The organism is Nitrospirota bacterium (assembly GCA_016214845.1).
Classification (GTDB): Bacteria; Nitrospirota; Thermodesulfovibrionia; order UBA6902; family UBA6902; genus SURF-23.
On sequence record JACRMS010000014.1, the window covers coordinates 22,456 to 39,164 of the forward strand.

General features: G+C 45.4%; 17 protein-coding genes, 1 tRNA gene and 1 pseudogene. 8 read left to right on the top strand and 11 right to left on the bottom strand.

Annotated elements, in window-relative coordinates:
• Window positions 1-110 precede the first annotated feature (110 nt).
• On the top strand, window positions 111-1,496 hold the full coding sequence (locus HZB61_03285; GenBank protein MBI5055625.1) for an L-seryl-tRNA(Sec) selenium transferase: 1,386 nt from the start codon (window positions 111-113) through the stop codon (window positions 1,494-1,496).
• A gap of 9 nt (window positions 1,497-1,505) precedes the next feature.
• Here HZB61_03285 and HZB61_03290 read toward each other — a convergent pair whose 3' ends face one another.
• The 10 genes and pseudogenes from HZB61_03290 to HZB61_03335 all read right to left on the bottom strand — a co-directional run bounded on the left by HZB61_03290 (window position 1,506) and on the right by HZB61_03335 (window position 8,311).
• Entirely contained in the window at window positions 1,506-1,976 is a 471-nt protein-coding gene (locus HZB61_03290) for a hypothetical protein (protein MBI5055626.1), read from the bottom strand.
• A gap of 76 nt (window positions 1,977-2,052) precedes the next feature.
• The gene (locus HZB61_03295) at window positions 2,053-2,490 is read right to left on the bottom strand and encodes a hypothetical protein (GenBank protein ID MBI5055627.1); all 438 of its coding nucleotides are present in this window, start codon (window positions 2,488-2,490) and stop codon (window positions 2,053-2,055) included.
• Window positions 2,471-2,758, bottom strand: a complete 288-nt coding sequence (locus HZB61_03300; GenBank protein MBI5055628.1) for a nucleotidyltransferase domain-containing protein — start codon at window positions 2,756-2,758, stop codon at window positions 2,471-2,473. Before HZB61_03300 ends, HZB61_03295 begins: the two co-directional genes overlap by 20 nt.
• Window positions 2,759-2,845: 87 nt before the next feature.
• On the bottom strand, window positions 2,846-3,166 hold the full coding sequence (locus tag HZB61_03305; GenBank protein ID MBI5055629.1) for a nucleotidyltransferase domain-containing protein: 321 nt from the start codon (window positions 3,164-3,166) through the stop codon (window positions 2,846-2,848).
• Window positions 3,167-3,236: 70 nt separating this feature from the next.
• Entirely contained in the window at window positions 3,237-3,809 is a 573-nt protein-coding gene (locus tag HZB61_03310; protein MBI5055630.1) for a hypothetical protein, read from the bottom strand.
• Window positions 3,806-4,582 (bottom strand): hypothetical protein, encoded by a 777-nt coding sequence (locus HZB61_03315; protein ID MBI5055631.1) that lies wholly within the window; start codon window positions 4,580-4,582, stop codon window positions 3,806-3,808. Before HZB61_03315 ends, HZB61_03310 begins: the two co-directional genes overlap by 4 nt.
• Window positions 4,579-5,073: a hypothetical protein gene (locus HZB61_03320; protein ID MBI5055632.1), complete on the bottom strand. Its 495-nt coding sequence runs from the start codon at window positions 5,071-5,073 to the stop codon at window positions 4,579-4,581. The genes HZB61_03315 and HZB61_03320 overlap by 4 nt, the downstream gene beginning before the upstream one ends.
• A 10-nt stretch (window positions 5,074-5,083) precedes the next feature.
• A complete protein-coding gene (locus HZB61_03325; GenBank protein ID MBI5055633.1) occupies window positions 5,084-6,415 on the bottom strand; it encodes an AAA family ATPase in 1,332 nt (443 codons plus the stop codon).
• Between the two features lie 276 nt (window positions 6,416-6,691).
• A pseudogene (locus HZB61_03330) lies at window positions 6,692-7,191 on the bottom strand (ORF6N domain-containing protein).
• Between the two features lie 118 nt (window positions 7,192-7,309).
• A complete protein-coding gene (locus tag HZB61_03335; protein MBI5055634.1) occupies window positions 7,310-8,311 on the bottom strand; it encodes a WYL domain-containing protein in 1,002 nt (333 codons plus the stop codon).
• Between the two features lie 303 nt (window positions 8,312-8,614).
• Between HZB61_03335 and selB the strand changes: the two genes are divergently transcribed.
• The 5 genes from selB (at window position 8,615) to HZB61_03360 (ending at window position 12,660) form a co-directional block, all read left to right on the top strand.
• A complete protein-coding gene (gene selB / locus HZB61_03340) occupies window positions 8,615-10,504 on the top strand; it encodes a selenocysteine-specific translation elongation factor (GenBank protein MBI5055635.1) in 1,890 nt (629 codons plus the stop codon).
• A 99-nt stretch (window positions 10,505-10,603) separates the two neighbouring features.
• Window positions 10,604-11,677 carry a hypothetical protein gene (locus tag HZB61_03345; GenBank protein MBI5055636.1) on the top strand — a complete coding sequence of 358 codons (1,074 nt, stop codon included), beginning with the start codon at window positions 10,604-10,606 and terminating at the stop codon, window positions 11,675-11,677.
• A gap of 88 nt (window positions 11,678-11,765) precedes the next feature.
• Window positions 11,766-11,863: transfer RNA gene (locus tag HZB61_03350), tRNA-Sec, on the top strand.
• A 90-nt stretch (window positions 11,864-11,953) separates the two neighbouring features.
• Window positions 11,954-12,244, top strand: a complete 291-nt coding sequence (locus HZB61_03355; GenBank protein MBI5055637.1) for a GIY-YIG nuclease family protein — start codon at window positions 11,954-11,956, stop codon at window positions 12,242-12,244.
• Between the two features lie 65 nt (window positions 12,245-12,309).
• Entirely contained in the window at window positions 12,310-12,660 is a 351-nt protein-coding gene (locus HZB61_03360) for a hypothetical protein (protein MBI5055638.1), read from the top strand.
• 144 nt (window positions 12,661-12,804) lie between these two features.
• Here the strand turns inward: HZB61_03360 and HZB61_03365 are convergent, their stop codons facing one another.
• Window positions 12,805-15,228, bottom strand: a complete 2,424-nt coding sequence (locus tag HZB61_03365; GenBank protein ID MBI5055639.1) for a DUF3536 domain-containing protein — start codon at window positions 15,226-15,228, stop codon at window positions 12,805-12,807.
• 211 nt (window positions 15,229-15,439) lie between these two features.
• Between HZB61_03365 and miaA the strand changes: the two genes are divergently transcribed.
• On the top strand, window positions 15,440-16,381 hold the full coding sequence (gene miaA, locus HZB61_03370; protein MBI5055640.1) for a tRNA (adenosine(37)-N6)-dimethylallyltransferase MiaA: 942 nt from the start codon (window positions 15,440-15,442) through the stop codon (window positions 16,379-16,381).
• A 91-nt stretch (window positions 16,382-16,472) separates the two neighbouring features.
• Window positions 16,473-16,706: an RNA chaperone Hfq gene (gene hfq, locus HZB61_03375; GenBank protein MBI5055641.1), complete on the top strand. Its 234-nt coding sequence runs from the start codon at window positions 16,473-16,475 to the stop codon at window positions 16,704-16,706.
• Window positions 16,707-16,709: the final 3 nt, after the last annotated feature.

Consider the following 16,709-nt stretch of genomic DNA (forward strand, 5'->3'; position numbering starts at 1 on the left):
ATATTAACAGTTCCAGCGCTTTTGTTGGAAGATGCGAATAACATTTTAAATTGCGCCGGTGAATATAAAATGCCTTGACCATAGTGCCTTTATTGTGCTACAAAAAACACATGACAATTCAGGAGCAGCTTTCACAATTGCCTTCCGTTGACGAATGTTTAAAGAGCGTGTACGGTGAGAAGTGGCTTTCCTCCTACGCGAGGAAGACGGTCCTGCGCGCGATCAGAGAGGTAATTGAATCAAAGCGCGAAGAGATATTAAGCGGCGCAAATGCCGACGTGACAATTGACGCCATTTCACGGGACATTGAGACCGCGATCAAAAAACATTCCGCCTACAAGCTCAGGCCGATTATAAACGCAACCGGCATTGTCATCCATACCAATCTCGGCAGGTCGATCTTATCTGACAAGGCAATTGAACATATAACTACAACCGCCCGGAGCTTTTCAAACCTCGAATATGAAATTTCCACAGGCAAGAGGGGCAAGAGGTATTCGCACATAAAAGATATCATCAGGGAATTGACCGGCGCGGAAGACGCCGTTGTTGTCAACAATAATGCCGCGGCAGTTTTAATTTGCCTTGACACATTCGCGAAGGGGAAAGAAGTCATTGTGTCGCGCGGGGAGCTTGTGGAGATAGGCGGTTCATTCAGGATACCAGAAGTGATGAAGGCGAGCGGGGCGATACTGAGAGAGGTCGGTACAACGAACAAGACCCATCTTGCCGATTACGAAAATGCCCTGTGCGGCAACACCGCCCTTTTGTTAAAGGTGCACCAGAGCAATTATAAGGTGATCGGCTTTACCGAAGAAGTCCCGATTGAAAAGCTGTTGAAGATCGGAAAAGAATATAAGATACCGGTTGTAGACGACCTCGGCAGCGGGTGCATGATCAGCCTCGAAAAATACGGCGTGCACGGAGAGCCGACTGTGCAGGAAGTTGTTAAAACAGGAGCTGACATCGTGACATTCAGCGGAGACAAACTCCTGGGCGGACCGCAGGCGGGCATCATCATCGGTAAGGAAAAACTTATTCAAAAGATCCAGAAGAACCCTTTGCTCCGGGCAATGAGAATAGACAAGATGACCCTCGCTTCGCTTGAAACCACATTCATGCAGTATCTCGATGAGGAAAAGGCGATGAAGGAGATCCCCACGCTCAGGATGATGACGGAGCCTGTTGAGATAATCAAAAAGAGGGCGAAGAAGATCTTTACATCCCTGAAAGAGATTGCCGGTAAGGCCGATTTAGCTGTTGTCCCTGACGAATCACAGGCCGGCGGCGGCTCTCTGCCGGAGATAAACTTCCCGACCTTTGCCGTATCAATAAAGCCGTCAGGCATTTCCGTAAACTCATTAGAGAAAAAGTTGAGGCTCGGCGATCCGCCGGTGATCGCGAGGATCAAAGGTAACGCGCTTCTTATTGACGCAAGGACGATCCAGGACGGGGAAGTGAAAGACCTGGTGAAATGCGTAATTGCGGCGCTCTGATCAACCAAATCATGCAGATGTCAATAAACCGCATTTAATATTCTTTATTGTCTTCTCAATAGCATCATGATCATTTAAAGCTAAATGATATATACTGCCCTGCTTCGGCATTTGAAGATGCTCTGAGCTGCCGACTAATAAACATGGGACTTTAATTTCTCCGTCATTGCAAAGCTCAACATACATATCCCACACATCTTTATCTATAATGCTTCCGTCAACGACAGCAATAAAATGATGTTCCAAAATCAATTCGATACTATTGGGCCAGTCAAAAAGTATTTCACAGTCTATCTCTTCGGCGCATGTCTTTAATGCAGCTTCCAGTTCCGGATTATCCACAACGCAGTAAATTGCCGGACCCAGTTTGCGACTGGTTTTATTAGACATGTTCATCAATGTTTCTGCGAAAAGATTACCGTGGTTTAATGCAAGCCCGGTTGCAACAAAGCCTTTGAGAAAAACCCGCCTGTTCAGCATAATTGCCTCCCTTATTTTAGAAACATATTATCAAATGATGGTGACAGCAGGGTGTCAGCGGTCGGAAGGGACTCGGTTAATCAAGCGAGCCAATAAAAATGTAGGTTGCCTTTTTAAAATTCTCCAAAGTCTTTTCAATGTCACTCACAAGAGGCTTAAGCTCTTCCCACCGCAGAGTAAAACTGTATGAATGGACAAAGAAGTGCCGAAACGAAAGGTAGTTTGACAACGCGTTGTACAGGTCATCGGATATAATCCCGATATCCGCTGCCGCTTTTAATATATCTTTATGCCATGTTGGGGTATCCCTGAGTTCTATGCGTCTGTAAGAGAAAATCCTTTTCAAAATATTTTCCGCTCCGTTGTAGAAGTTATGAATAAACGTTGCAACAGCAGCCAGCTCTGCGATTGAATAACCGGCTTCGGGTTTCAACAGTGCTTTGAGTTGATAGAGCACAGTATCAATATTCTCAAACTCCGCATCACTATATTCTTTAAGCTGCTGCTTTGTCATATATGAGTTTGCCTTCTTTGATGATAATATCCTTGAATTTTGTTTTACCGCCGGAAAGGTCTATCAGATCCACATTCTTTGACAATTTTCTGAACAGTTCACCATAAAATTTAAAAAAATTGCCGACTGGCACATCGCTTACTGCAAAATCATAGTCATTTGCATCTGCCGAATCTTTATAAAGGGAGGAACCGATTAAATATAATTTCCCTACCCCGTGCTTCTTTGCTATTTCAATGGCCTGTTCAAGCTCATGCTGAGGGATCATTATCTACTCCTTCCGGCTTTTCATGATAACAGAATGTTGTTGTCTGCTCAAGTCGATATTTAAGGAGAGCGCTTATTTCTTCGTCTTTCAAATAAGCACCCCCTCTTCTTTAACTGCCTGAGCAAGAAGGGAATAACGTTCAGGGCTGTCCTCCCATTCCTCCCGCGTGAAGACAACCGGGACTACTACAGTCCCATGCTCAAAACCGGCTTCCCATGCGCAGTCGCTGACATACTCATAATCCTGCCCGCCGGAGACCCTATCCAGAATGACCAACACATCCATGTCGGAATATTGAGCAGCGTCACCTCTTGCCCTTGAGCCGAAGAGAATCATCTTATAAAGTGAAAGGCGTTTTAACAGTAATGCCTTGAAGGTGTCGAGGATGTTTCTTTCGAGAGTAGTCATATTCAGTGCCTTATGTACTATTTTATTCAAATAACATAATATGTGCTACTGTTTTTTAACTGTACGTTTATCATTTACCTTGATATTGTTCTGAGAGGAGACATTCAATGCATTTTAAAGAGCTATTTTCATCCTTGCCGCTAAGAGGCAGTCTAACAGGACATGCATAAAGGCGCATCACATCTTCGCTTTCATGATATAAAAATTCAGGTAACGGACTGTTAAAATCATCACTTTCAGGATAGAGCAAAAAGAGCTTCTTCACTTTTTTATATTTCTTGCCATATGTAAACATCTGATACATGTCAGGCTGAGAAATGTCATAGTTATATCTGTCACTTGATTTGTTCTGATTTATGAGTTTCCATTTTGTATCAAGGATTATTATCCCGGAATTATTTTTTTCTCTTGCCACTATGTCAGGCTTCAACTTAAATCTGGGTTGATTACAATGATTCTCTACAAGAAAATTTTGTTTGTTCTGAAGACTGATATCCATTATTTTATTAAAATGTCTTTTAAACAACGTCCCAACGTAATCCTCAAATATCCTCTCCATCGGGAAAAGGAGCGCCAGCGACACTGCTGTGCCTTTGAAATTAGTAAAGCTCTCGTTTCGCAGAAAGACCCGGCACCATCTTATGTCTTTTCATAATGCGTTATTAGCCTGTTATGTTTATTTTTTGAGATGTCTGCATTAATATCGCAGGATTCCGGCACTTCATCGAATGTAAATATAAATTCCCGTATTCTTTTCTGATTATTGTTTGACCGGGCTTTCTTCGCTAAAAGCTGGAGCGTTGATTTAATGAGACGGTTTTCAGGACGGTTTGATATGAATTCGTCAAAGGATACATAAAACCGCTCTTTATGCAGGAAGTTGTATTTAATATTCTGGTTAAAGAGTAGCTTGCCTTTCAGAAAGGGCTGATTTTTCTCCACGCTCACATAATCTTTGGCTATTCCTTTCTGGATAAGCTGTTCGAGGTCTTTCAGGAAAAGGGTGATGAAGATTTCAAGAAGAGAATGCTTTGTCGTATGGAGATGAGCGTCATCGATTTTCTTAAAAGGAGAATCCCGGAGACATCTCAACATATTCAGAAATATCTTGCGGGTATTGTTTTTATCATCCTCGGAGGCTCCCGCATAGATTTTAGGCAGTATCTCGACAACCGTGCCGCATTTTGTCTCGATTACGCCGACATAGGATTTGGCTTTGAGCGCATCTACTTTAGTGCCGTCTTTTGTCTTGCACCTTGTTAAGGTAAAGATAGCGTCATCATTGTCTGCATTGAATTTCTTCAGGGCTTCAAACGTCTTAGCATCCGCTTCGTCGCAGAGGAATTTATCCAATGCAGGCGTCTTCTCATGTCCGATAGCTCCGTATTCTGTTATGGTTATGGCTTTCTTGCTCATTGTGTTTGCTGCTCAGGTGAAGCTGTAGGCGATTTTATGCAAGCAGAATCATAGATTTTTATAAATGCCTCTGGGTCCAGCTTTTTAATATCATTAAGTTCATACATTGATTTGTCATTATCATAATTATCATGATCAAACCCTATAATATTAAGTTCATTATTAGAAATGTCTTTAATAAATCTCATTGAATCCTTTTTGTATTCAGCCTTATAATTCTTACACTGCTCTTTGTGATCGCCCAGTACAATCTGTATCTTCTCCCAATTATCATAGAAGTATTCCTGCAGAAGGGGAATAATTTTGGTGGCAAACGCATTACACAATGCAGGGTAATCCTTCACCTCCATAAAATATGCATGGCCAATCTGATGGTCCCGGTCATAAAGGAACTCGATTCTCTCATTTACCTTTGCAAGCAATTTCTTAAGGTTAATGGATGCCCCCAGTGGGTGTTCAACTGCCTCTAACAAGTCAGGTCTCGGCATCATTTCCTCAAATTCAAACCGTCTTCTCAATGCTTGTATCAATCAGGGCAATTGATCTGTCGGCTGTGTTCATCGTGCCGATGATGTGGAGGTTATCCGGCACACCGAAAGAATCTTGAGAATACTGAAGCGTTGCTCTCATTTCATGCTTACTGCCTAACCGTTTATCTTTTTCAATCAGAGTGATAAGCTCTCCGAAGATTTTAGAAATATTCCCTCGGTTGATTTCATCAATGATAAGGACATATGGTTTCTTATCAGGGTCATCATCCGCCCGTTCACAAAGACGTTTGAACACACCATCTTTGACATCATATTGAATTTCTTTTGTATTGTTTATGGGCTTAATGCCTTCAATGAATTCTTCATATGAGTAGGATTGATGGAAGGTGATGAATTCGATTCGAGGTTTGTCACCTCCTCGTAGAGAATCAAAAGTTTCTTTAGCTTTATTGTAACTCGCATCATTAACATATCCTTCTCGATTAAAGGTATCCACGATCTCTTTTTCTTTACCTAATAGCTCAAGTGCTTTGAAGATGGTAGAGTACGTCTTCCCCGTGCCAGGAGGGCCGAAGAGGATGTGGTTGAGGGGGTGCTCAGATGAGTTCATCCGAGGAACAATAGCTTCTTTCTTGGATTTAATTTCTTTCTTACCTTTCCGTTCTGACTCTATGTGCGCTTCATGAGAAATTTTAAAAAAAGGTTTATTCAATTTTGCTGCACTCTCAATAATTTCTTTATATTTGTCAAAAGAAAAAACCTTTTTAGCATTTGGTTTTTTTAATTCATTCAAGTATGGCATTATATTATCGTCAGGCAAGTGATTCATGAGATAGTCAATAGATTTACTATCCAATGGCATATACCTTTCAGGATTTAACCAGAATAGACCCATTGTAATTTTTGCAACTCCAACTTCCTTTACATTTAGTACTGATTCAATATCCATTTTTTTAAAGTCTTCGTTCAAAGCTTCCTTATACAGTTCCCACAATTTATTAATATCAGCTTTCTCGTGATTACGACTAACAAACCATGTTCGCTGATTATCGACAAGAGGGATACCAGAAAAGTCCGATGGAATTAATGATGTTAGATTCAATTCACGTTTTATGTTTTCTAATATATTTATCCTGTTGCTATCTGTTAACCTTCTGTTAAAATTCCCAAAAAAGGTAAACGGGTCTATTTCCTCAGAACTTTCAAGTTTAAAAGTAGGTATATTTTCTTTTTTCAATCTCTTTAAGAACTCCAACAATTCCTCCTGCCTGTTCTCATACTCAAGAAGTTTTCTCGCAATCTCTTTATAAATCGGAATCCAGGTAAACATAGGCTTGTCCATCAGATATCTCCTCCTCATTTGTGTATATTATTTAACCCCAAACTCCCCATAAATCCCCCAAACTCATTCCCCGCGACATTCGCCTTTTCATACTTGCATTTGATCGCCAGCATCGCCTCACGCAGCTCTTCATTGGCGCTCCCGTTCTTGATTGCCGAATATGCCTCGATGAATGCGGCAGCTCCACCATCTCCACAGGGCGCACCTTGTCATTCCACCGCTGCATGTATGCGGCGTCGAAGATTTTTAAAAGTAGTGTCTTGCCGATCAATCTGTTTATTCTTTCTCTCTGTTAAAGCCGATTTTACGTTTTTTGGTTTCAGGCGGCGTCATCAACTGGCGGATCGCATCAAAAACAATCTTAAAATGTGCGTCATATTTCTTTCCATCAATTCAAGTTTTCGGGCAAGGTCTTTATGGGTTGAAAGTATCTCCCGCAATTTTACAAAAGCCCGCATGACAGCAATATTTACATCAATAGCTCTTTCGCTGTTTAATACGCTTGAAAGCATAGCAACGCCCTGTTCTGTAAAGGCATAGGGAAGAAATCCGCCGAAGTGCTTCTTGTGAGGTATCACATTCTGTGATACCAGTGCGTCGGCCTCTTCTTCGCTGATTTGAAACATGAAATCTGCCGGAAATCTCCTTATGTTCCTTCGCACCGCCTGGTTGAGCGCCCTTGTTTCTACTTTGTAAAGCTCGGCCAAATGCATGCTCAGCATAACTCTCTGTCCACGAATCATATAAATTTTCCCATCAACCACTTCCTGTTGAATAACAATCTCCATTGATATGTCCCCCTCTTAACTATTGGTTGCTGTTCATTATTTTCCCAACGTCAGCCATTCTGCCTTTTTTATTCACATGATACATAGCATCTGTGACAGCAGTATGTCATGAATGCTTTTTGAGCGTTTGTGAAAGTTCTTCGTTTATCTGCCTTCTCAGGCGTGCGGGTCTTACCACTTCAATATAAGGCATCCATGAATATATCCAGCGCTTGATCTCGTCCGTCCCAGCCACTTCGAATGACGACTCCACATCGCCATTTGCAAGCACCCGCCTCTTTTCAGACGGATGCCATTTGTCCTTTCTGAGGACGTACTCGGCCACCTTTTCTGAAAATCTTACTGTTACAGAGGAGGGTTTATCGTTATACTGTATCCCCCAGCAATGTAACAGACGGTCCTTCAGATCGAAGTCATCCCCCAGTTTAAAGCGGAAGGCCGTTTCCTTCAATTCCACAATCCTGTCCAGCGCAAAAGTCCGCATTTCTTCCCTGAGGCGACAATAGCCGGTGATAAGCCATGCGCCGTCGTAAAATATCAGACCGTAGGGGTCAACCCGCCGTTTAGTGATTCTTCTGCTGTAAAGGACGTTATAGACAATATCAATCGAGAGCTTTTCCCGGATACAATGAGAGATGGCACTGAAATAATCATTCAGTTTTTCGGTCTCAATAGCCTCAGGCATTTTTACGACAACAGGGAATTTGTCCGGCGGTATCTTCTTTATATTGGCAAGGTCCTCAACAAACTTCTGAAATTCCTGCCTCAGGGGAGCGCCCAGGTGTGAAACCGTCTCTCCCATTGTAAACAGCAGCAAAAGCTGTTCCTCTGACAGGATCAGTTTCTTTATGCGGTCTCCGTGGGTAAATCTGTAGCCGCCTCTCTGTCTGTCAAACTCAACAGGGTCAATGATGTTGATAAGCGCGAGGTCTCTATGGACGGTTCTTTTTGTTACTTCAAATTTGTCGGTGAGCGAATTTACTGAGGGGAATTTGTTCTGCGCAATAAGCGTATAGATACCAAGAACTCTGATGACCCTTTCGGTAATGCCGGAGGGTTTATCTTTCTTACGTCTCGCCTTTATGTTTTCAGGATACCTTGCTTTCACCCCATCGCCCTCAGCAATCTGCGGGTGAATTTGTACGAGGGAGGACTGTAAAGACTGTAGAAATCAGAGGGCTTTATTGTTAAAGTCATTGATTGATTCCCCGCTTGCCAACTCAATCTGATATAACAAAGATTGAAATATCATAAGCAAAGAAAGCAGTAAAGCGCAATAAGTTCCCTTTTTCTTTTTTTGAATTGCCATGTATGTCTGTGCCGGTAACAACCACAGTTTATCCCTTCCATCTCAGAAAATGATAAAATAACTACTGTTTTTCTATTAAGTCCGAAAATTAAATTTTTAAACATGAATCGTTACGTAATACTCGGCACAGCAGGCCACATTGACCACGGGAAAAGCTCTCTTGTTAAGGCGCTGACGGGCACTGACCCTGACAGGCTCAAGGAGGAGAAGGAGCGGGGCATCACCATTGACCTCGGGTTTGCGGATTTAGCGTACCCCGATGGATTGAAGGTCGGCATCGTCGATGTCCCCGGACACGAGCGTTTGATAAAGAACATGCTTGCAGGCGCGGGCGGTATCGACATCGTGCTCATGGTCATTGCCGCTGACGAAGGCATCATGCCGCAAAGCAGGGAGCATCTCGATATCTGCAATTTGCTTAAGGTCAAGAGGGGGCTCATTGTAATAAACAAATCCGACCTCGTTGAAAAAGAATGGCTTACCCTGATCGAAGACGACATAAGAAAATTCGTGAAAGGCACCTTCCTTGAAAACGCGGAGATGATACCGGTCTCTTCAAAGACCGGGGACAATATTGAGGTCCTGAAAGAAAAGATACACGCGCTTGCCATGAGTGTTGAGCCGAAATCGGTCAACGGCATTTTCAGGCTTCCCATAGACAGGATATTCACGCTGAAAGGCTTCGGCACTGTTGTCACAGGCACGGCGGTTTCAGGGAGCATTTCCGTGGACGACCCTGTTGAAGTGCTTCCAAAAAAGATAGCCACAAAAGTAAGGGGCCTGCAAAGCCACGGAGAGACGCTCAAGACTGCTTATGCCGGACAGAGGGTGGCGATGAACCTTCAGGGCCTTTCAAAAGACGAGATCCAGAGAGGCGATGTCATCACCATTCCGGACAAAATAAAGACCACATATGTTATCGATGCGGGACTTGAGATACTGAAAGAAACTGCCATTGAGGTCTTAAAAAGCAGGAGCCTCGTCCACTTTCACTCCGGCACATCAGAGCTTGTCGCAAGGATAGTCATTTATGAAAAAGATGAACTGAAGCCGGGTGATAAGGCGTACTGCCAGTTCAGGTTCAAAGAGCCGGTTGCAGTTATGGCCGGAGACAGATATATCATCAGAAAATTCTCGCCTCTCCTGACGATCGGCGGCGGAGAAGTACTGGACCCCTCGCCGGTGCGCAGGAGAAAAGGTGAAAAGCTCAAAGACCTTCAGGCTCTTGAGCAGGGCAATCTCAGGGACAAACTGTCATTAAAGGTTCTTCAGAGCGGCCTGAACGGATTAACGCAGGCTGATATTGAAGGCTGGATCAAGGCGGAACTGCCGGAGATAAACAAGGAAATAAAATCCCTGATCGCGGAAGGCAGGGTCACACGTTATGAAGACAGGCTCTTACATAAAATAATCTTTGACGACTTCGCCAATAAAGTAATTACGGCCCTTGCCAATTTTCACAAGAGCAATCCCCTTAAGCAAGGCATGTTGAAAGAGTCCTTCAGGGCCGCTTTCAAAGGACTGGACCAAAGGCTCTTTGAATCACTCCTCGGGCTTATTAATCAGGTGGTAGTTGAACGGGAGATCCTCCGCCTTAAGACATTCATGATCAATTTGAGCGATGATAAGAAGGTCTTAAAAGACAAAATATTAAAGACCCTTGAACAGGCTGAATTCCAGCCGCCGACAAAAGATGAACTCGCCCAGTCCATATCATTAAAGAAAGAAGAAGTGGGCGAACTGTTCAAGATCATGGCCTCGGAGAAGACCCTTGTGCGCATAAACGATTCCATCTATATCCCGATGACCCTTCACGCGAAGATGATGGAGAACCTTAAAAAATTCTCCGCCCAGAAAAACGAGATGACGGTCGGTGAGTTCCGCGATATTCTGGGGACGTCGAGAAAGTACGCCCTGCCTTTCCTTGAATACCTCGACAGCAATAAGATCACACTGCGCGTCGGGGAAGTACGAAAGTTTCTGAAAAAATAGCTGTAAGCGATCAGCTTTCAGTTCCCTGCCGTTATTTTTCTGCTGACGGCAGACCGCTTCTTCCCCTTCCGCGTTTCCTTGTGTCACAATAGATACACAATGACAGACATCAACTCAATCGCCTCGCAGGTCAAGCTCAACTGTAATATTTCAGACGCCAAATTCTGGGGCTATTACCAGCCCTGCGGGCTTCTCCTGAGAATGAGGGACCTGTACAAGATCGAAAACGACGTGAAGCCCCGGGAGAAAGTTGAGACCGAAAGGATAGCTGACTGGATCGGGAAAAGGGAAAAGCTGTGGGAGGAACTTCAGCTTCGTGATTTTCAGAAAATAGAAATTGACGGTAAGCGGTATGGTCCCTTTGATGTAAAGAACATAAATAACGCGCTTGCAAGCCGTGGACTTCTCTACGGGGCCGGTTATGGGAATCTTTTAAAGCCCGCATTCCTCCTTGCCGAGATCTCCGGGAAAACCTCGGTCGGAAAGCACAGCATTTTTATCGCCGGCTGGGAAATGGCCCGCGACCTTTCAACTTCCCCTGCGATGCTCAGGGGCAATATGATCATTGTGAGACAGCAGACCATGAATTTATTTTTCCGGGACAAGTTCGAAGAGGTAATGGCAGGGAAATGCAGCGGCGCGCTCTTTCACGCGTTTTCCGAATACGGCCTCGGTAAAGATGAGGCGGCGCGGCTTTCTCCTGAAGAGCTTGAAGAGAAATTAACACGCATCACACATGAAGAGGTCTCGGTTTACATCCGCCACGAACTCGGCGAAGCAGCGCAAAGAAGGAGACTCGGGAAGTGGTGGCGGGAACTGTTACTCCAACTCCCGTACGGCAGGGCCGAACTGTTTTTGAGAGGGCTGAAAGACGTCATGTCGGACACATGTGACAACGGAATGCTGGCATATATAATCAAAAACAAAAAGGCAGGCTCCCTGTTTTTTTATGTTGCCCTGCTCGGCGGTTTCAGGCGGAGCATTTTCCCCGAGATTATAAAAGCGTATGAAGGGTTCACAGCGACACGCGACTGGAAGCTTGTTGAGCGCGCGCGCAAAGAAGGCCGCATGAAAGCAAAAGGCTATGTGAAAATTCTTAAAGAAATTTATAACAGCGGCAATATCTCTTCTGAGATCATTGAGCGGGAATTCATGCCGAAGCTTAACACTTAACCTTTGTTCTTCCGCTCTTCCGCGCTATCACACTTTTGCTCTTATTCAGTTGCCTTGCTCAAAAAAAACAGGTATCATGTAATGCATTGGGAGTGTATAGGGTTCTGGTGTCCCTCCCGGACTTCAAATCCGGTGTTGCTTGCCACAAGTGAGCAGGGTGGGTTCGATTCCCACACGCTCCCGCCAGTACACTTCGCTTGCGCTACGCGTACTTGGCAGTACTTTTAGGTAAGCGAACTGAAACGGAGTTTACCACGGGGACATGGGCTTGGCGCAATGTATTACACATATATCTTGAAAAGCATCAAAACTCCCGGGGCGATATATATCGGATATACTGGTGATCTGACATCAAGATTGGAGCAGCATAATGACCCTCAAAATACCGGGTATACCAGGAGACACGCTCCATGGGAGATAGAAACATCTATAGCTTTTTCTGAAAAAGAAGAAGCTCAAAGATTTGAACTGTACCTTAAGTCCAGTTCTGGCAAGGCATTTATGAAAAAAAGACTGCTATCGGGTGAATTTAGAGAGGTCTTGGAGAAGTTTAATAACGGCAGGTAACTCCGCGTTGCTTCGCTTACCTTGGGGTACTGCCAAGTACGCGAAACGAAGTGAAGTGTACAAATATGGCAATCAGGTGCGGAAATTGCGGCAGGGATTATGATGTCACCCTGTTTGAATTTGACAGGTCCATTACGTGTGCCTGCGGAAGGACTGTCACGTTCAGGCATGAGAGGATGACGGACGAGGCGCTTTATGCGCGGAGCGCTGAAGACAGGAAGGTCAGGGAGATAAGGGACATGGCCGACCGGATCGCTTCCCTGATCGTCGCCAGTGACTATCCGATGATTGATATTGAAATAGAAAAGCAGAAGCTCAGGGAGAGGATCTCAGAGCTCTTCCCGGACAAGATCGATCTCTACGATCTCATTTACGAACCGAGATTTAAGAGGCTGAAGGAGCAGTTCAGGGAGTGAGGATAGCGCTTCAATGCTATCGCGCTTTGATTTTCCTTAATGCACGGAACAAGATATAAAAAAGAAAGCGAGGTATAGAAAGGAAAATATTTCAAAAGTGCAAAAGAACAAAAGCGCGGAAGACTGAAAGTGCGCAGGGCCGAATCACGAAACTTTTACGTGCAGGTGATGGCCGAGTTTGCGAAAGGAGTGGACCCATTTCTGGCTGGCGTTTTCTCTTTTTGACGCTTCGTCCTTCATGGTCTTGTAAAGCTTTTTATTTATCGAGAAGTATATGTTCTGCGCCTTCCAGAGGTCGAGCTCCACGGGGAGCATCCTTGTAAGCTTCAGGATGTTCTCTGCCCTGTCAATGAGCACGGCATCTTCAGGCCGCTGAGCGAGTTCTTCCATGAGGGTGTTTATTCTTGAGCCGGCAACGTAGCCCACTGTTGCGGCATCAAGCTCCACGGACCATTTTTTGATCTCGGGTATAAGCTTTTCAAGCTTCTCTATTTTGATGTCCCCTTCTTCAAATATTTTCTTTAAGTCCCTGTTTATGATATGACCGGCAGCCGCGCTGAACGCTGCGGGGACCTTCATATTGAGAGACGGGAAGAGGTCCATTATGGCGTAGTAATTTTCGTATATCTGTCTGCATGAGGCGTCAATGCCTTCATACGCCAGGTCGAGTATCTGCTGCATGATCTTTCTCTGCTCGTCCCGAAAGAGATGTGATAAAGAGAAGATCCTCTCGCCGAAGTGTTTGTTTATGAGCGTTTCAACAGAGGAAAAGTCTCCGCCTTTAAAAGATCTTTGCAGGTCCTGCTGCATGGCGATGTAGGGCTTATCTCCGTCAAATTCCTTTACTCCGGCGAAGATGTTCTGGTACCCGAGATGCAGCACCGCAAAGATGAGCGACTTTTCTTCCAGGGTAACATTTGAAATGATGCGGACCTTCCCGGCGGCAAGTTTCTGCTTTTCATTTTTCCACACATTGTATTCCTCTGTCTTTACCGAATAACAGAATATCGCTGCCGTTTGAGGATACTCATTGAAAACAGACGATATCACATAATGCGCACCGACACGCAGGAGATCTACGCTTGCGGGTTTTACAAACATCTCATAGGGCTTTGCCGCGTTGCCGTACACATTACTCGGCGCGTTGGCAAGGGCGTCCACAAAATCGGCTTCAAGGGACTCGCCTTTCAATTCCGATGCAAACTGAATGACCTTTGCCGCGTATTGCATTATCTGCACTGTCTCGATACCGGACACTTCATCGAAGAACCATCCGCAGCTCGTATACATCAGCATGGCGTGTCTCTGCATCTCAAGAAATTTCAGGACCCTTATCTTTTCCTCAGGCGTAAGTTTTTTAGCGGCGTTCCTCTGGAAGAACCGTTTGACATTCTCTTCGTCCCTGTCAAGGATGACAGAGATGTAATCATCCCTCGCCTGCCACGGATTTTTCAGAAGGTCCCGGAGGCCTTCATTAAACATGGGAATGGCGGCATACCTCAGTTCATCAAGAGCTTCCCTCAAAGGTTTCCTCCATTCCTGCGTCCACCCCTCGCGCGTGCCCGTGTGGCAGCCGCAGTTGTCCCGCCATCTCTCTATGCCGTGTATACAGCTCCATGAGGAATTTTCAAAGATCTCAACTTCATATGCTGGGGGATGTTTCTCAAGGTACTCGCCGTAGTTTGTGAGCTTCGCAAGCTTTTTGGATTCAATGTAATGCAGGCAGTAGGCAAGCGCCATGTCTCCGCCGCGGTGATGGTGACCGTATGTCTCGCCGTCAGTTGCGATGTGCACGAGCTGCGGCCAGCTCCTTTTGTCAAAAAAAGCGCCCGTGAGCCTCCGGGCAAATTCCTCACCGTTGCCGAGCAGGCCGCTGAAGGCAACGTCCTGAGAGATCGGGCCGTCATAAAAGAACAGGCTTATATTCCTGCCTGACGGAAGTCGGCAGAGATAGGCGGTGGTCGGGTCGATCTTCCCGTCTGAGACATTCTGCCACCGTGAGCCCCGGCCTAATTTACGGGACCTGCGTGCCTGGCGCGGCGCGAGGACCGTAAATGATATGCCGAGCTCAGCAAGGATATCGAGGGTCTCCACATCAACGGCAGTCTCAGGAAGCCACATCCCTTCGGGAAACCGCTTGAACCTGTATTCAAAATCTTTGATCCCCCATACCGCCTGCGTATATTTGTCTCTCCTGTTTGCAAGGGGCATGATCATGTGGCTGTATGCCTGCGCCATCGCCGAGCCGTGCCCTGAGAAGTTTTCCATGCTTTGCCTGTCCGCCTCGATGATGGCCTGGTATGTTTCAGGGCTATGCCGCTCCATCCAGGACAGGAGGGTAGGACCGTAATCAAAACTGATCTTTGAATAGTTGTTAACAATATCAGTTATCCTGCCGTCGGTATCGAGAATTCTTGACGCCGTATTCGGCGCGTAACATTCCGCCTTGATCCTCTCGTTCCAGTCGTGATAGGGATGAGCGGAATCCTGAAGCTCGACTTCCTCAAGCCAAGCGTTCTCCCTTGGCGGCTGATAAAAGTGCCCGTGCAGGCAGATATACTTTTCCATATAGCAAATCATAGCAGGTGATCGCCCTGATGACAATTGTTTTTCAACCATCGTTGTCGGTTATAATTGCTTGATCAGCTTGTTGGTGGTCGATGGATATTGAAATGAGGGTAGTCAGTAGTTAGTAGACAGTAGTTGGGACCCCTAACTACTGTCTACTAACTACCAGCTACTTTTTTGTTGTCGATTAAAGAGATTCTGGAGCAATCTTATGCAGGATAAAATTGTTATCATCATCCTCGGGCCTACGGCTGTTGGGAAGACAGGGGTCTCGCTCAAGCTTGCAAAGGCGCTGGGCACGGAGATCATCAGCGCGGACTCCATGCAGATCTACCGCCACATGGACATAGGCACCGCGAAGCCTTCGCCTGATGAACTGAAAGAGGTCCCGCATCATTTAATAAACATTCTGTCTCCTGATCAGCCTTTCAGCGCGGGAATGTTCAAAGAAAAGGCCGTGCAGATCATAGACGGCCTGCACAGTATGAATAAGATTCCTATTATCGCCGGAGGGACCGGCCTTTATATCAGATCGCTTACCAGGGGACTCTTTGACGGCCCCCCTGCGGACTGGCCGTTAAGGGAGCGGTTAAAGGAAGAAGAAAAGACCTTTGGCAAGGGGCATCTTCACAAATATCTGAGCTCTATTGACCCTGAAGCCGCGGCGAGGATCAGCCCGAATGACTTGAGAAGGACCATTCGCGCTATCGAGGTTTCAGCAGGCGGGGACAAAACGATCTCGGAATTTCAGAAGGCAGAAACAAAACCCGCGATGTACAATTTCATCAAGATAGGGCTCAGCCGGGACAGGAAAGAGCTTTACGGACTGATCGAAGCCCGCATTGACACAATGATAGAAAGAGGCCTCTTGCATGAGACGCAGGACCTGCTGAAGATGGACCCGGACAGGACCGCGCTGCAGGCGCTTGGATACAAAGAGATGACGCAGCACATTAACGGGCAGATCGGATTTGAAGAAGCAGTGCGGCTGCTGAAAAAGCACACGAAGATGTATGCCAAACGGCAGGTCACATGGTTTAAAAAAGAGCCTGATATAAACTGGGTGGACATAACGGGCATCATGGAGCCGGACAGGATATTTGAAAAGGTCATAAGTAATGTTGAAATTCTGAAGAAATTGATTTACTCTTAATGAGTGCTGATCGGCACCTTATGTTTGGAAAGTGCAGTTAGTGACTTTGCAGTGCATCAATAGATAATCTTTAAAAAGGAGACGTCATATGATCAACAACGCAGACCACAAACTTCAAGACCTTTATCTCAACGGGATAAGAAAAGAGAAGATCCCGGTCACAATCTTCCTCGTCAACGGCACGCGCCTGAAGGGCCTGATAAAGGGTTTTGACAAATTTGTGATCCTGCTTAAGAACAATGACACCCAGCAGCTCGTGTACAAACACGCCGTATCGACCATTTCCCCTGAAAAGGAATTTACCGTACCGACAGAAAGTCAGTAACAG

What these genes read in the sequence shown, in the direction of transcription:
- HZB61_03290 (MBI5055626.1), bottom strand. Translation starts at nt 1,976, where the DNA reads ATGCTGAACAGGCGGGTTTTTCTCAAAGGCTTTGTTGCAACCGGGCTT.
- HZB61_03300 (MBI5055628.1), bottom strand. Translation starts at nt 2,758, where the DNA reads ATGATCCCTCAGCATGAGCTTGAACAGGCCATTGAAATAGCAAAGAAG.
- HZB61_03285 (MBI5055625.1), top strand. Translation starts at nt 111, where the DNA reads ATGACAATTCAGGAGCAGCTTTCACAATTGCCTTCCGTTGACGAATGT.
- HZB61_03360 (MBI5055638.1), top strand. Translation starts at nt 12,310, where the DNA reads ATGGCAATCAGGTGCGGAAATTGCGGCAGGGATTATGATGTCACCCTG.
- HZB61_03320 (MBI5055632.1), bottom strand. Translation starts at nt 5,073, where the DNA reads ATGATGCCGAGACCTGACTTGTTAGAGGCAGTTGAACACCCACTGGGG.
- HZB61_03325 (MBI5055633.1), bottom strand. Translation starts at nt 6,415, where the DNA reads ATGGACAAGCCTATGTTTACCTGGATTCCGATTTATAAAGAGATTGCG.
- selB (MBI5055635.1), top strand. Translation starts at nt 8,615, where the DNA reads ATGAATCGTTACGTAATACTCGGCACAGCAGGCCACATTGACCACGGG.
- miaA (MBI5055640.1), top strand. Translation starts at nt 15,440, where the DNA reads ATGCAGGATAAAATTGTTATCATCATCCTCGGGCCTACGGCTGTTGGG.
- HZB61_03355 (MBI5055637.1), top strand. Translation starts at nt 11,954, where the DNA reads ATGTATTACACATATATCTTGAAAAGCATCAAAACTCCCGGGGCGATA.
- HZB61_03345 (MBI5055636.1), top strand. Translation starts at nt 10,604, where the DNA reads ATGACAGACATCAACTCAATCGCCTCGCAGGTCAAGCTCAACTGTAAT.
- HZB61_03365 (MBI5055639.1), bottom strand. Translation starts at nt 15,228, where the DNA reads ATGGAAAAGTATATCTGCCTGCACGGGCACTTTTATCAGCCGCCAAGG.
- HZB61_03295 (MBI5055627.1), bottom strand. Translation starts at nt 2,490, where the DNA reads ATGACAAAGCAGCAGCTTAAAGAATATAGTGATGCGGAGTTTGAGAAT.
- HZB61_03305 (MBI5055629.1), bottom strand. Translation starts at nt 3,166, where the DNA reads ATGACTACTCTCGAAAGAAACATCCTCGACACCTTCAAGGCATTACTG.
- HZB61_03315 (MBI5055631.1), bottom strand. Translation starts at nt 4,582, where the DNA reads ATGAGCAAGAAAGCCATAACCATAACAGAATACGGAGCTATCGGACAT.